This is a genomic window from Leclercia sp. LTM14, from assembly GCF_023736175.1.
Taxonomy (GTDB): domain Bacteria; phylum Pseudomonadota; class Gammaproteobacteria; order Enterobacterales; family Enterobacteriaceae; genus Enterobacter; species Enterobacter barmai.
In genome coordinates, this window is sequence record NZ_JAIKTT010000002.1 from 426040 (window position 1) to 439355 (window position 13316).

15 protein-coding genes are annotated in these 13316 nt (G+C 59.4%); 6 read left to right on the plus strand and 9 right to left on the minus strand.

Features of this window, described 5'->3' with window-relative positions:
• The first annotated feature begins 1 nt into the window (after position 1).
• Entirely contained in the window at positions 2-679 is a 678-nt protein-coding gene (locus K5I40_RS06475; RefSeq protein WP_223074117.1) for an SDR family NAD(P)-dependent oxidoreductase, read from the plus strand.
• A 250-nt stretch (positions 680-929) separates the two neighbouring features.
• On the opposite strand, the gene K5I40_RS06480 is transcribed toward K5I40_RS06475, so the two are convergent.
• Positions 930-1724, minus strand: coding sequence for a PhzF family phenazine biosynthesis protein (locus K5I40_RS06480; RefSeq protein WP_223074118.1), 795 nt, complete (start codon positions 1722-1724; stop codon positions 930-932).
• Between the two features lie 15 nt (positions 1725-1739).
• Positions 1740-2528 (minus strand): PhzF family phenazine biosynthesis protein, encoded by a 789-nt coding sequence (locus K5I40_RS06485; protein ID WP_223074119.1) that lies wholly within the window; start codon positions 2526-2528, stop codon positions 1740-1742.
• Between the two features lie 175 nt (positions 2529-2703).
• Between K5I40_RS06485 and K5I40_RS06490 the strand changes: the two genes are divergently transcribed.
• Positions 2704-3900 carry a sugar transporter gene (locus K5I40_RS06490; protein WP_223074120.1) on the plus strand — a complete coding sequence of 399 codons (1197 nt, stop codon included), beginning with the start codon at positions 2704-2706 and terminating at the stop codon, positions 3898-3900.
• A gap of 36 nt (positions 3901-3936) precedes the next feature.
• Here K5I40_RS06490 and K5I40_RS06495 read toward each other — a convergent pair whose 3' ends face one another.
• On the minus strand, positions 3937-4605 hold the full coding sequence (locus K5I40_RS06495; protein ID WP_223074121.1) for a MarC family NAAT transporter: 669 nt from the start codon (positions 4603-4605) through the stop codon (positions 3937-3939).
• A 257-nt stretch (positions 4606-4862) separates the two neighbouring features.
• Here K5I40_RS06495 and marR point away from each other — a divergent pair, with 257 nt between their 5' ends.
• From marR to marB, 3 genes are read left to right on the plus strand one after another with little or no spacing between them, the layout of a single operon-like run.
• Positions 4863-5297, plus strand: coding sequence for a multiple antibiotic resistance transcriptional regulator MarR (gene marR / locus K5I40_RS06500; RefSeq protein WP_039028827.1), 435 nt, complete (start codon positions 4863-4865; stop codon positions 5295-5297).
• Between the two features lie 18 nt (positions 5298-5315).
• On the plus strand, positions 5316-5699 hold the full coding sequence (marA, locus tag K5I40_RS06505; RefSeq protein WP_138369239.1) for an MDR efflux pump AcrAB transcriptional activator MarA: 384 nt from the start codon (positions 5316-5318) through the stop codon (positions 5697-5699).
• Between the two features lie 29 nt (positions 5700-5728).
• Entirely contained in the window at positions 5729-5944 is a 216-nt protein-coding gene (gene marB / locus K5I40_RS06510) for a multiple antibiotic resistance protein MarB (protein ID WP_039028829.1), read from the plus strand.
• A 32-nt stretch (positions 5945-5976) separates the two neighbouring features.
• Here the strand turns inward: marB and eamA are convergent, their stop codons facing one another.
• Complete coding sequence (eamA, locus tag K5I40_RS06515) at positions 5977-6876, minus strand: O-acetylserine/cysteine exporter (RefSeq protein ID WP_223074122.1); 900 nt, start codon at positions 6874-6876, stop codon at positions 5977-5979.
• Between the two features lie 193 nt (positions 6877-7069).
• On the opposite strand from eamA, the gene ydeE reads away from it, so the two are divergent.
• Positions 7070-8269, plus strand: coding sequence for an efflux MFS transporter YdeE (gene ydeE, locus K5I40_RS06520; RefSeq protein ID WP_039028830.1), 1200 nt, complete (start codon positions 7070-7072; stop codon positions 8267-8269).
• Between the two features lie 161 nt (positions 8270-8430).
• Here the strand turns inward: ydeE and zinT are convergent, their stop codons facing one another.
• From zinT to urtB, 5 genes are all read right to left on the minus strand, one after another.
• Complete coding sequence (zinT, locus tag K5I40_RS06525; protein ID WP_223074123.1) at positions 8431-9072, minus strand: metal-binding protein ZinT; 642 nt, start codon at positions 9070-9072, stop codon at positions 8431-8433.
• 67 nt (positions 9073-9139) lie between these two features.
• Entirely contained in the window at positions 9140-9838 is a 699-nt protein-coding gene (urtE, locus tag K5I40_RS06530) for an urea ABC transporter ATP-binding subunit UrtE (protein WP_223074124.1), read from the minus strand.
• A 9-nt stretch (positions 9839-9847) separates the two neighbouring features.
• Positions 9848-10645 carry an urea ABC transporter ATP-binding protein UrtD gene (urtD, locus tag K5I40_RS06535; protein WP_039028833.1) on the minus strand — a complete coding sequence of 266 codons (798 nt, stop codon included), beginning with the start codon at positions 10643-10645 and terminating at the stop codon, positions 9848-9850.
• The gene (urtC, locus tag K5I40_RS06540; protein WP_138368896.1) at positions 10645-11718 is read right to left on the minus strand and encodes an urea ABC transporter permease subunit UrtC; all 1074 of its coding nucleotides are present in this window, start codon (positions 11716-11718) and stop codon (positions 10645-10647) included. The genes urtD and urtC overlap by 1 nt, the downstream gene beginning before the upstream one ends.
• Positions 11718-13292 carry an urea ABC transporter permease subunit UrtB gene (urtB, locus tag K5I40_RS06545; protein WP_039028835.1) on the minus strand — a complete coding sequence of 525 codons (1575 nt, stop codon included), beginning with the start codon at positions 13290-13292 and terminating at the stop codon, positions 11718-11720. Before urtB ends, urtC begins: the two co-directional genes overlap by 1 nt.
• Between the last annotated feature and the right edge of the window lie 24 nt (positions 13293-13316).

The following is a 13316-nucleotide window of genomic DNA, read 5'->3' on the forward strand; positions in this document are numbered from 1 at the left end:
TATGCGCACTGCCATCGTCACGGGTGCCAGTTCCGGTATCGGCGAAGCCATCGTGAAGCGCCTGCTGGCCGAGGGCTGGCAGGTCACGGGGTTAAGCCGCCGCGGGGTGGATAATGCGCATCCGAATTTCACCAGCCTGAGCGTGGATTTGAGTGACACTGTCACGTTTGCGACTGCGTTGAATGCGCTTCCGGTGCCGCAGGCGATTGTTCACGCCGCAGGAATGATGGCCGCCGCCCCGCTCGGGGAGCTTGACCATGCGGTCAGCGCCAGACTGTGGGGGCTGCATATTCACGCCGCCGAGATCCTGTTTAACCACTTTGCGCCGCGGATGAGCGCGGGCGGACGGCTGGTGGCCATCGGCAGCCGCACCTCCCGCGGTGCGGCGGGTCGTTCACAATATGTTGCCACCAAAGCCGCGCTGGTGGGGATGGTGCGCAGCTGGGCAGCGGAGCTGGCTCCGCGCGGGATCACCGCCAACGTAGTGGCCCCGGGTGCGACCCAGACCCCGATGCTGAGCGCCCCGGGACGGCAAACGTCCCCGCCAAAAGTGCCGCCGATGGGGAGATTAATCGCCCCGGAAGAGGTGGCGGCGATGGTGAGTTATCTGCTGAGTGCCGAAGCCGCGCCCGTCACAGGGCAGGAGCTGGTGCTGTGCGGAGGGGCGTCGTTGGGGTGAGTTGTGCGGCCTGTTTGCCGGGTGGCGGCTGCGCCTTACCCGGCCTACAAAATCCCAGGCCCGTGCAAGCGCAGCGCCGCCGTGCATAACCACCGCAGAGGAATCCCCCGGTTTTAGTAGGCCCGTGCAAGCGCAGCGCCGCCGGGCGATGCCGAGGGGGATTGTGCGGCCTGGTGCCCTCACCCCGGCCCTCTCCTTTGGTCCGAGGGTGCAAACACTAAAAACGGCAACTTGCGTTGCCGTTTTGCTTTTATCTCCGCAGGAACACGGTGCCTTTCAGATAGAGCGCCGCCTGGCCGCCGATCAACACCCGGTCACCCTTCAGCTCGCAGCGCAGATCCCCGCCGCGGGGAGAAACCTGCCGCGCCAGCATGGCGGTTTTACCCAGCTTCTCGCTCCAGTATGGGATCAGCATGCTGTGGGCGGAGCCGGTGACCGGATCTTCCGCCACCCCTTCGCCCGGACAGAAGAAGCGGCTGACAAAATCATACTCGTCCCCCGGCGCGGTGACGCAGACCATCTTGTCCAGCGGCATCATGCCGTCGATATCCGGGGTTAAGGCCTCGACCTGCTGCTGGTTTTCCAGCACCACCAGGTAATCGCGCCCTACCCGCACCTCTTTCGCCTCGCGGATACCCAGGGTGCTGAACAGCAGTTCCGGCGGGTTAGCGACCGGCTCGCAGCCCCACGCCGGGAAGTCCAGCGTCAGCCAGTCGCCGCTGCGCTTGACCTTCAGGTCGCCCACAAAGCGGGTGGAGAAGACAATCTCGGTCTGCGGATAGTCGAGATACTCAAAAATCACGTGCGCGCTGGCAAGCGTGGCGTGACCGCAGAGGTTGATTTCGTACTGCGTGGTAAACCAGCGCAGTTCAAAGCCGGTGTCGGTGCGCACGAAAAACACGGTTTCCGACTGGTTGTGCTGCTGTGCCATCTTCAACAGAACGTCATCCGGCAGCCAGGCCTCCAGAGGGCAAACGGCTGCGGGATTCCCACCAAACGCGCGGTCGCTAAACGCATCGACCAGATAGAATTCTATTTCTTTCATTGGGTTAACCCTTATTTAGCGCAAAAACAGATGACCTTTCATATACAGCGATGCCTTGCCGCTCATCAGCACCCGGTCGCCCTTCAGTTCACAACGCACGTCGCCGCCCCGGGCAGAGACCTGCCGGGCAAAGAGCGACGTTTTGTTGAGCTTTTCGCTCCAGTACGGGATCAGCATGGTGTGCGCCGAGCCGGTGACCGGATCTTCCCACAGCGCCACGCCCGGCGAGAAAAAGCGGCTGACAAAATCGTACTCGCCCTCGCCCCTGGCGGTGATCGACACTTTATGCTCGCCCGGCGTCATGGCGTGGATATTTGGTGCTACCGCCTCAACCTGCTCGCGGTTTTCCAGCACCAGCACCCAGGCGCGCCCCTTGCGGGCCTCGACGTAATGGCTTATCCCCAGCGCGCGGAGCATCTCTGGCGGCGGGGTCTGTACTTGCGTCGGACAGGCCGGGAAATCGAGCGTTAACCAGTCGCCGTCGCGGCTGACGGTGAGCCTGCCGGACGCCGTATCAAAATGGATCCGGGTATCGGGATAGTCCATCTCCTTGAACAGCACCCAGGCGGTGGCCAGGGTCGCGTGACCGCAGAGATTGACCTCGCCGTGGGTGGTAAACCAGCGCAGTTCGATGCCGTCATTATGGCGCACGAAAAAAGCGGTCTCCGACTGGTTATGCTCTTGCGTCATCTTCAGCAGCGTCTCGTCCGGCAACCACTCCGGCAGCGGACACACCGCCGCCGGGTTACCGCCAAATGCGCCATCGCTGAACGCATCGACCAGAAAAAACTCGATATCCTGCATCGCTTTACCTGTTGTTAACGTTATGTTGCATCCTATATTCATGGAAAAGAACCGATTTCACCAGCGATTACTGCGCCATCACAGTGAGATCTGCATCACAAAATGATTGTATTTCCACCAGGGAAGGTTTTAAGATCGTCACACCTCATTTACGTAATCAATCCCGGACATCCCTATGACAACCAACACAGTTTCCCGCCGGGTCGCATGGCTACGGGTGGTGACGCTCGCCGTTGCCGCGTTTATCTTCAACACCACGGAATTTGTTCCCGTCGGCCTGCTCTCGGATATCGCCAGCAGCTTCGGCATGGAGACCGCCCAGGTGGGGATCATGCTCACCATCTACGCCTGGGTCGTGGCGCTGATGTCGTTGCCCTTTATGCTGCTCACCAGCCAGATCGAACGCCGCAAGCTGCTGATCGGGCTGTTCGTGCTGTTTATCGCCAGCCATGTGCTGTCGTTCCTGGCCTGGAACTTTAGGGTGCTAGTGATTAGCCGGATCGGCATTGCCTTTGCCCACGCGATTTTCTGGTCGATTACCGCCTCGCTGGCCATTCGTCTGGCTCCGGCCGGGAAGCGCGCCCAGGCGCTGAGCCTGCTGGCGACCGGCACCGCCCTGGCGATGGTGCTCGGCCTGCCGCTCGGGCGCATCGTCGGGCAGATGTTCGGCTGGCGCACCACCTTTTTCGTTATCGGCCTTGGGGCGCTGTTCACCCTGCTGTGCCTGATTAAACTGTTGCCGAAACTGCCGAGCGAACACTCCGGATCGCTGAAAAGCCTGCCGCTGCTGGTGCGTCGTCCGGCGCTGATGAGCCTCTATCTGCTGACGGTGGTGGTTGTGACGGCGCACTACACCGCCTACAGCTATATCGAGCCGTTTGTGCAGACGGTTGCCGGGTTTAGCGCCCGTTTCGCCACTATCCTGCTGTTACTGCTGGGTGCCGCAGGCATTATCGGCAGCGTGCTGTTCGGTAAGCTCGGTAACCGTCACGCCTCCCTGCTGGTGAGCAGCGCCATTGGCCTGCTGCTGGCGTGTCTGCTGCTTCTGCTGCCCGCGTCGGGCAGTGAGATGAATCTGGCGCTGCTGAGCGTTGTCTGGGGCGTGGCGATCATGATCATCGGTCTCGGGATGCAGGTTAAGGTGCTGGCCCTGGCGCCAGATGCCACCGACGTGGCGATGGCGCTTTTTTCCGGGATTTTCAATCTGGGGATTGGCGCGGGTGCGCTGGTGGGGAACCAGATTAGCCTGCATATTTCGATGGCGTCGATTGGCTATCTGGGGGCGATACCGGCGCTGGCGGCGTTAATCTGGTCGGTGCTGATCTTCCGCAAATGGCCGGTTACGCTGGAAGAGCAGCCGCATCACGGTTAGAGAAAAGTCCGGGCGGCAGGACGCCGCCCGGTTTGGTTATGACGGATAGGTCTGAATAATTTCAAGCACGCCGTTGATAATAAACTGCACGCCCATGCAGACCAGCAGGAAGCCCATCAGACGGGAGATCGCCTCGATACCGTCTTTGCCCACCCAGCGCATAATCGCGCCCGAGCTGCGCAGACACCCCCACAGGATCACGCCGATAAGGGCGAAGATCAGCGGCGGCGCAATCATAATTACCCAGTCCGGGAAGTCAGAGCCGCTGCGCACCGTCGAGGCGGAACTGATAATCATCGCAATCGTACCCGGACCCGCGGTGCTTGGCATGGCCAGCGGCACAAAGGCGATGTTCGGTGCTTCTTTATCCTGCATATCCTCAAGCGTGTCCTGCGCGTCGCTGGCATGCGTCGCTTTCGGGGCCGGGAACAGCATTCTGAAGCCGATAAAAGCAACAATCAGGCCACCGGCGATACGCAGGCCGGGAATGGAGATCCCGAAGGTGTTCATCACCAGTTGTCCGGCGTAGTACGCCACCATCATGATCGCGAAGACGTAAACAGAGGCCATGAGCGACTGATGATTACGCTGTTCACGGTTCATATCCCCCGCCAGACCCAGGAACAGCGCAACGGTGGTTAATGGGTTCGCCAGCGGCAGCAGAACCACCAGCCCAAGACCAATTGCTTTAATTAAATCAACCATTTTACTGAGTTGTCCTTATCAAAAATGAACCACGCAAGTATAGGGTGAAAACCCCTGTTTCGACTACGCGCGCTTCGTAAGTAATATTTTCGCGCCGAAATCAATTCACCACGATGATATGTCGTTCTACGAAGCGGGCAAAAAAGTGATCTGAATCGCTTTAGCAAATCGTGTCATAAGCAAATGCATTCAGTTGACTTATAGTTGCCTGAGCAATAATATCTGCCGTGATTAAACTACTTGCCAGGGCAACCATTGTGAAAAGCACCAGTGACCTCTTCAACGAAATCATTCCGCTGGGTCGCCTTATCTATATGGTTAACCAGAAGAAAGACCGCCTGCTCAATGACTATCTGTCACCGCTGGATATCACCGCAACGCAATTTAAAGTGCTCTGCTCCGTGCGCTGCGAGGTGTGTATCACCCCGGTTGAGCTTAAGAAAATCTTATCCGTCGACCTCGGCGCGTTGACGCGAATGATCGACAGGCTGGTCTGCAGGGGCTGGATTGAGCGCCGCCCTAATCCGAATGACAAACGCGGCGTGCTGTTGCAACTGACCAGTGACGGCGCGGAAATGTGTGAACAATGTCATCAATTAGTAGGACAAGAACTGCACCAGGAACTAACAAAAAACTTAACGGCGGACGAAGTGGCAACTCTTGAGCTCTTGCTTAAGAAAATCCTGCCGTAAACAGAAAGAGGTATGACGATGTCCAGACGCAATACTGACGCCATCACTATTCATAGCATTTTGGGCTGGATCGAAGATAACCTGGAGTCGCCGCTCTCGCTTGAGAAAGTGTCTGAGCGTTCAGGTTACTCAAAATGGCACCTGCAACGGATGTTCAAAAAAGAGACCGGCCACTCATTAGGCCAGTACATCCGCAGCCGCAAATTAACGGAAATCGCACAGAAGCTGAAGGAAAGTAACGAGCCGATCCTGTATCTGGCTGAGCGTTACGGGTTTGAATCGCAGCAAACGCTGACCCGCACGTTCAAGAACTACTTCGATGTGCCACCGCATAAATACCGCATTACCAATATGCACGGGGAATCCCGGTATCTGCTTCCGATCAATCACTGTAACTGCTAATCGCCTGTATTAGACGTATCGAGGAATATATGAAACTGTTAGCTTCCGCCGCCTTCACCGCACTGGTGCTGGTCTCTGCCCAGAGTTTTGCGGAGCAAACGCCTTCTGTGCCGCAGCCTCACAGCCGCGACACGATGATCCTGCCGACCGCTAACGGTCAGTCGCCCCACGATTTTAACCATATGGGCGCAGGCAGCGACAAATCCGACGAGTTAGGGGTGCCGTATTACAATCAGCACAATTAATTCGTTTTGCCCCGCCCGCGCGGGGCTTTTTTTTAGCCCCTCACCCGCGCCGTCCGGCGTACGCGAAAGCCAAAGACGTTAATATAGAGTCCAGCCATCACCAGAACGGCCCCAATCAGCTGCAGCGCCCCGAGTTTTTCATCCAGCAGCAGCGCCGCACTGGCGATCCCGACGACCGGAACGAGCAGCGACAACGGTGCCACCCGCCAGGTTTCGTAGCGTCCGAGCAGCGTGCCCCAGATGCCGTAGCCGATGATGGTGGCGACAAACGCCAGATAGACCAGCGACAAAATGGTGGTCACATCGATAGTCACCAGGCTGTTATACATCACCGTCGGGCCATCCAGCAGATAAGACGCCAGCATAAACGGCACAATCGGGATCAGGGCGCTCCACACCACCAGCGACATGACTGCCGGACGCGTCTCGAGCTGCATGATCTTTTTGTTAAAGATATTGCCGCACGCCCAGCTGAAGGCGGCCGCCAGGGTCAGCAAGAAGCCCAGCAGCGCGACGTGCTGTCCGTTGAGACTGGCCTCTGCCAGTACCAGCACCCCAACCACCGCCAGGGCGATCCCCGCCAGCTGTTTGCCCTGAAGCCGCTCGCCAAACACCAGCGCCCCCAGGATGATGGTGAAGAACGCCTGCGCCTGCAGCACCAGCGAAGCCAGCCCGGCGGGCATGCCGAAGTTAATGGCGCAAAACAGGAAGGCGAACTGACCGAAGCTGATGGTCAGGCCGTAGCCCAGCAGCAGACGAAACGGGATCTTCGGACGGGCAACAAAAAACAGCGCCGGGAAGGCCACCAGCATAAAGCGTAAACCGGCCAGCATCAGCGGAGGCATATTGTGCAACCCGACCTTGATCACCACAAAATTTAGCCCCCAAACCACCACCACCAGCAATGCCAGCAGCCCGTCTTTACGCGTCATACCCTGCCCCTGTTTATTAAATTTTTGTAAACACTTATCAAAGTAACGAAAAAATCCGAAGAGGAACAGATCATTATTTCTGGCAGTCAGGCGAAGCACTTAGGGATAAATTTGGTGCTATACAAGCCCCTTATGGCGTGATAATCCTGATAAGACATAACAAAAAATTCACACGCAATTGTCGGGCAGGAAAATGAACACATCACTCAGGCGCTCAACCGCAGCGCTGCTGGCGTCATCGTTATTACTCACCATTGGACGCGGCGCCACGCTGCCGTTCATGACCATCTATCTGACCCGCGTCTTCAACATGAGCGTGGAGAATATTGGTTATGCCCTGACGGTGGCCCTGACGATTGGCGTGGTTTTCAGCCTGGGTTTTGGCATTCTGGCCGACAAGTTCGATAAAAACCGCTACATGCTGATCGCCATTTTCGCGGTGGCGCTGGGCTTTCTGGCGATCCCGCTGGTGGATAACGTGGTGCTGGTGGTGCTGGCCTTTTCACTGATCAACTGCGCCTATTCGGTCTTTTCCACGGTGCTGAAAGCCTGGTTCTCTGACGTGCTGAGCCCGGCGGAAAAGGCGCGGGTGTTCTCGCTGAACTACAGCTTTCTGAACATTGGCTGGACCATCGGGCCACCGCTCAGCACCCTGCTGGTGATGTACAGCCTGCAGCTACCGTTCTGGGTCGCGGCCTTCTGCGCCGCCCTGCCGCTGGTGTTGATTCAGCGCTATGTGCAGAAAAGCGTGGCGGCCGACGGTGAACACGCCCCGGTGCCGTGGCAGCCGTCGGTGCTGCTGCGCGATCGGGCGCTGTTCTGGTATACCCTTTCCGGCCTGCTGGCCTCCTACGTGGGCGGTTCGTTCGCCAGCTGTATTTCGCAGTACGTGCTGGCGGCGGATTACGACAGTGATTTTGCCCAGAACGTGGTGGCCGTGGTGCTGCCCGTGAACGCGGCGATGGTGGTCTCGCTGCAGTACATCATTGGCCGCAAGCTGTCGGCGCGTAATATCCGCCCGTTAATGACTCTCGGCACCCTGTTTTTTGTCCTCGGTCTGGCGGGGTTTATGCTCTCCGGCGAGAACCTGGTCTACTGGGGGATCGCAGCGGCGGTGTTTACCATCGGTGAGATTATTTATGCGCCGGGTGAGTATATGCTGATTGACAACATCGCCCCGCCGGGTATGAAAGCGAGCTACTTCTCCGCCCAGGCGCTCGGCTGGCTCGGCGCGGCGTTTAACCCGATGATCACCGGACTGATCCTGACCCATCTCCCGCACTGGTCGCTGTTTGTGATTATGATGGTCGCCATCGTGCTGGCGTGGATGATGATTTTGCGCGGGATGCGGGTGAAGGCGTGGGTTGAGGCGCCAGGTTTAGTCTCGCGGTAATTGCCCGGCGGCGCTTCGCTTGCACGGGCCTACAAAGTCCAAAACCGTACGCCGCAACCAAAATATCGCCCGGCGGCGCTATGCTTGCCGGGCCTACAAAGGCCACAAAACGTAGGCCGGGTAAGGCGGAGCCGCCACCCGGCACACAGGCCGCACCAAAATTAATGGTGCAACATCTCCTCGACAACCTGCTCTTTATACATTTCGTTTGGATAATAGGTCGGCCAGTTATCCATCTCTTTTAATAACGCCTCGTGGGAGGTGTTGCCCATAAAGATATGGAAATGACTGGACTGGCGCGGGCCGATAATATGGTCGCTGAACTGGACAAATTTCGGTGCCTGGCTGCTGGCGTCCTTACATTCAAACAAATAGCGCACGCCTTTTTTGCCCGACGCGTAGGTCAGGATCTTGTAGCCATTAGAGACATACTCACAGCTGGCGACGTTTTTTCCGCGATGAAACTCCATCACGTTATTTTCGATGCCGATGCTCTCGACGTCGGTGGCATAACCGGTGCGGTAATAGGCCTTCACCTGATCAAAGGTTTTGCTATTGTCTTTCTCGGCTTTCTTTTTAAATACCGGGTCGAGATCGCCGCTCAGCAAAAACGGATAGACCGACTGCCAGACGCCGTCCCAGTTGGAGAGCGGGCGATCCTTGACGTCTTTATCTTCAAAAACGCCGTTTGCCGCTTTTTGTTCCGCTTCGGTCATCTGATGTCCATGCGAATGGGCATAGAGCTGGCCGCTGACCAGCATTGCCCCCAGAGTTATTGCAAATTTACCAATATGTCCTGCCAAGATAATGTCCTCACTCCGTTTAAGAGAGTCAGGATGTTATATTATAACATTCTACAAAACAACCCTGTTAAATCGCCACCAGTCCGCGTACCCCTTCCTGCTCCATATTCTCGCCGCGTCCGCGCTGGATAATGCTTCCCCGTGACATCAGCAGATAGCTGTCGGCCAGTTCGGCGGCAAAGTCATAGAACTGCTCCACCAGCAGGATCGCCATGTCGCCACGGTTGGCGAGCTGGCGGATCACCTGGCCAATCTCCTTGATTACCGATGGCTGTATGCCCTCTGTCGGCTCGTCCAGAATGAGCAGTTGCGGACGACTGGCAAGCGCTCGTCCAATCGCCAGCTGCTGTTGCTGGCCGCCCGAGAGATCGCCGCCCCGGCGCTGCTTCATCTCCTGTAAAACCGGAAACAGCCGCCAGATCTCGTTCGGCACCTGCTTCGCCTCTTTTGCCGGGAAACGCGACAGCCCCAGCAGCAGATTCTCCTCCACCGTCAGGCGGGGGAAAATGTCCCGCCCCTGGGGCACGTAGGCCACACCCGCCTGCACCCGCTGGTGCGGTCTGGCCTGGGTGAGATTTTTGCCCTGCCAGAGGATCTCGCCGTTGCGCGCCGGGATCAGCCCCATCAGGCACTTCAGGAGCGTGGTTTTACCCACCCCGTTGCGCCCGAGCAGACAGGTAACTTCGCCGGGCAGCGCCTCAAAACTGACCCCGCGCAGGATATGGCTTCCGCCGTAATACTGATTCAGTTCGTTAACCTCAAGCATCCGCGCTCCTCAGCGTCCAAGATAGACTTCAATCACCTGCTCGTTGGCCTGCACATCGCGCAGCGAGCCCTCCGCCAGCACCCGGCCCTGATGAAGAACCGTCACATGATCGGCAATGGTTTCGACAAAGCCCATGTCATGCTCCACTACCATCAGGGAGTGTTTGCCCGCCAGGGTGCGAAACAGCTCGGCGGTGTACTCGGTCTCGGCGTCGGTCATCCCGGCAGCCGGTTCGTCCAGCAGCAGCAGATGCGGCTCCTGCACCAGCAGCATGCCGATCTCGAGAAACTGCTTCTGGCCGTGGGACAACAGCCCAGCCCGGCGATGACGCTCAGCCCCAAGCCGCAGCAGGCTCAGCATCTCGTTGATGCGGTCGCCCTGCTCGCTGCTCAACCGGGCGCGCAGGCTGGCCCACACCGATTTATCGCCTTTCATCGCCAGCTCGAGGTTTTCCCACACCGTCAGGGCTTCAAACACCGTCGGCTTCTGGAACTTACGCCCGATGCCCTGGCGGGCAATGGCTATTGAATCGAGAGTCGTGAGATCCGTGGACTGATCGTAAATCGCCCGCCCGCTCTGGGGCCGCGTTTTACCGGTGATGACGTCCATCAGCGTGGTTTTGCCCGCGCCGTTAGGGCCAATCACGCAGCGCAGCTCGCCCACGCCAATGTTCAGCGACAGGTCGGTCAGCGCCTTAAAACCGTCAAAGCTGACGTTGATCCCCTCCAGCTGCAATACCGGGTCGGTCTGGTCGCGATAGCGATCCCCGGGAAGCTGGCGGGTAAATAACGCTTCGGCTGGCTGCATCATTTATCCCCTTTGCGCAACAGGCCCATGACCCCGCGCGGTAAAAACAGCGTGACCGCAATAAAGATCAGCCCCAGAAACAGCTGCCAGTACTCCGGCATCACCACCGTAAAAAGGCTTTTCGCCCCGTTCACCAGCGCGGCGCCAATCACCGGGCCGATCAGGGTTCCGCGTCCGCCGAGAGCCACCCAGATCGCCGCTTCGATGGAGTTGGTGGGCGACATCTCGCCGGGGTTGATGATCCCAACCTGCGGAACGTACAACGCCCCGGCAAGCCCGCACAGCACCGCGGATAAGGTCCAGACCAGCAGCTTAAAGCCGCGGGGATCGTAGCCGCAGAAAGTGAGCCGGTTTTCCGCATCGCGCACCGCGGTCAGAATGCGGCCAAATTTGCTTTTCGCCAGCGCATAGCCCACCGCCAGCGACGCGGCCAGCAGCAGCACGGTGGCAATAAACAGCCCGATGCGCGTTGAGGTGGCGGTCACGGAAAAGCCCAGCAGCGTGGTGAAGCCGGTAAAGCCGTTGTTGCCGCCAAAGCCGGTTTCATTACGAAAGAACAGCAGCATCCCGGCGAAGGTCAGCGCCTGGGTCATGATCGAGAAATAGACCCCTTTGATTTTTGAGCGGAAGGCAAACCAGCCGAACAGCAGCGCCAGCAGGCCCGGCACCAGCACAATCAGCACCAGCGCCCAGGCAAAATGCTGGGTGCCCCACCAGTACCAGGGCAGCTCGCTCCAGGAGAGGAACGACATAAAGGCCGGCAAGCCGTCGCCCGCGGCCTGGCGCATCAGGTACATCCCCATGGCGTAGCCGCCGAGGGCAAAAAACAGGCCGTGGCCGAGCGACAGCATTCCGGCGTAGCCCCACACCAGATCGAGAGCCACGGCGACAATGGCGTAGCAGAGGATTTTCCCCACCAGCGTCAGCATCCAGGTGGAGACCGCCAGCGGATGGCTGGCCGGCAGCAGGGCCAGAAACGGCAGCACCAGCAGTGCCGCAAGGATAAGGGCGCCGAGTATCGATACGCTGCGCGGCGCCTTGCGCGCCAGCGTTAAGGTCATTGGCTGGCTCATCAGTCGATTACCCTCCCTTTCAGTGCAAATAACCCCTGCGGACGCTTCTGAATAAACAGAACGATCGCCACCAGAATCACGATTTTACCCAGCACGGCCCCCATCTGCGGCTCGAGGATCTTGTTGAAAATCCCCAGCCCAAAGGCGGCCGCTACGCTTCCGGCCAGTTGCCCGACGCCGCCGAGCACCACCACCAGGAACGAGTCAATGATGTAGCCCTGGCCCAGCTCCGGCCCGACGTTGCCCAGCTGCGACAGCGCCACGCCGCCGAGACCGGCAATCCCGGAACCCAGCCCGAAGGCCAGCATGTCGACGCGTCCGGTGGGCACGCCGCAGCAGGCCGCCATGCTGCGGTTCTGCGTCACCGCCCGCACGTTCAGCCCTAAACGGGTTTTATTGAGGATGAGCCAGGTGAAGAACAGCACCAGCAGCACAAAGCCAAGCACCACCAGCCGGTTCCACGGCAGGATCAGGCTGGCGTACACCTGCACGCCGCCGGAGAGCCACGCCGGGTTCGCCACCTCGAGGTTCTGCGCGCCAAAGAGCATCCGCACCAGCTGGATCAGCATCAGGCTGATGCCCCATGTCGCGAGCAGCGTCTCCAGCGGTCGGCCGTACAGATGGCGGATCACCGTGCGCTCAAGGGCCATGCCCACGGTCGCGGTCAGCATAAAGGCTACCGGCAGCGCCACCAGCGGATAAAAGGTGAGCCACTGCGGGGTAAACTGCGCCATCGCCTGCTGCACCAGCCAGGTGGCATAAGCCCCGAGCATCAGCATCTCCCCATGGGCCATATTGATCACCCCCAGCAGCCCGTAGGTGATCGCCAGCCCGAGCGCCGCCAGCAACAGAATGGAGCCCAGCGACAGGCCCATAAAGGCCTGGCCCAGCAGATCGCTAATCGTCTGGCGATGTTCGATCTGGCGCAGGCTTTCCGCTGCGGCTTCGCGGACCCCGGCATCCGGCTCCGTCTGCGCGCGGGTGTAAGGCAGCAGACGGGCCTGCACTTCCGGATCGCTCGATTCACCCAGCAGCGTCACGGCCTGCTTACGCACCGCCGGTTGCTGGCTGGTCAGTTGCAGGCTGGCGACGGCGAGGCTCAGCACCTGACGCACGGTATCGTCACTTTCGCTCGCCAGCTGGCGCTGTAAGAAAGGCAGCATCTGCGGCTGGGGATCGCGCTGCAGCTGCCGCGCGGCCGCCAGCCTTTCGGTGACACTGTCACCGGTGAGCTGATGGGTGGCGAGCGCGGTGGCGGCCAGCACCCTGAGGCGGTTAGTCAGACGCACCGCTTTGGTGGAGCCCTGCGCCTGAGCGGCATCCCCGAGGGCAATTACCCCGCCATCCTGGCGGGTAAAGGCGTGTTTGTTGTCGTCGACAACGAGGTTCTCTTGCTCTAGCGCCCGCAGCAGCGGCAGCCTGGCCGGATCCGGCGCGGCGGCCCACTGCTCCAGCAGCACGGCCTGCTGGCTGCGGCTGGCGGCAACAAAGTTATCGGCGTCCGTTGCCTGCGCCATCCCTGGCAGCAGTCCGGCAAGCCATACGAGAGCGAAGATCGTGCGCATGACGTTCATGGCTTTACCCCTTTAAGATCCGCA

Bases quoted from the DNA above. Each gene is read 5' to 3' on its own strand.
- K5I40_RS06480 (WP_223074118.1), bottom strand. From the start codon at position 1,724: ATGAAAGAAATAGAATTCTATCTGGTCGATGCGTTTAGCGACCGCGCG.
- K5I40_RS06475 (WP_223074117.1), top strand. From the start codon at position 2: ATGCGCACTGCCATCGTCACGGGTGCCAGTTCCGGTATCGGCGAAGCC.
- marA (WP_138369239.1), top strand. From the start codon at position 5,316: ATGTCCAGACGCAATACTGACGCCATCACTATTCATAGCATTTTGGGC.
- K5I40_RS06495 (WP_223074121.1), bottom strand. From the start codon at position 4,605: ATGGTTGATTTAATTAAAGCAATTGGTCTTGGGCTGGTGGTTCTGCTG.
- K5I40_RS06485 (WP_223074119.1), bottom strand. From the start codon at position 2,528: ATGCAGGATATCGAGTTTTTTCTGGTCGATGCGTTCAGCGATGGCGCA.
- K5I40_RS06490 (WP_223074120.1), top strand. From the start codon at position 2,704: ATGACAACCAACACAGTTTCCCGCCGGGTCGCATGGCTACGGGTGGTG.
- urtB (WP_039028835.1), bottom strand. From the start codon at position 13,292: ATGAACGTCATGCGCACGATCTTCGCTCTCGTATGGCTTGCCGGACTG.
- urtE (WP_223074124.1), bottom strand. From the start codon at position 9,838: ATGCTTGAGGTTAACGAACTGAATCAGTATTACGGCGGAAGCCATATC.
- urtD (WP_039028833.1), bottom strand. From the start codon at position 10,645: ATGCAGCCAGCCGAAGCGTTATTTACCCGCCAGCTTCCCGGGGATCGC.
- ydeE (WP_039028830.1), top strand. From the start codon at position 7,070: ATGAACACATCACTCAGGCGCTCAACCGCAGCGCTGCTGGCGTCATCG.
- marB (WP_039028829.1), top strand. From the start codon at position 5,729: ATGAAACTGTTAGCTTCCGCCGCCTTCACCGCACTGGTGCTGGTCTCT.
- urtC (WP_138368896.1), bottom strand. From the start codon at position 11,718: ATGAGCCAGCCAATGACCTTAACGCTGGCGCGCAAGGCGCCGCGCAGC.
- eamA (WP_223074122.1), bottom strand. From the start codon at position 6,876: ATGACGCGTAAAGACGGGCTGCTGGCATTGCTGGTGGTGGTGGTTTGG.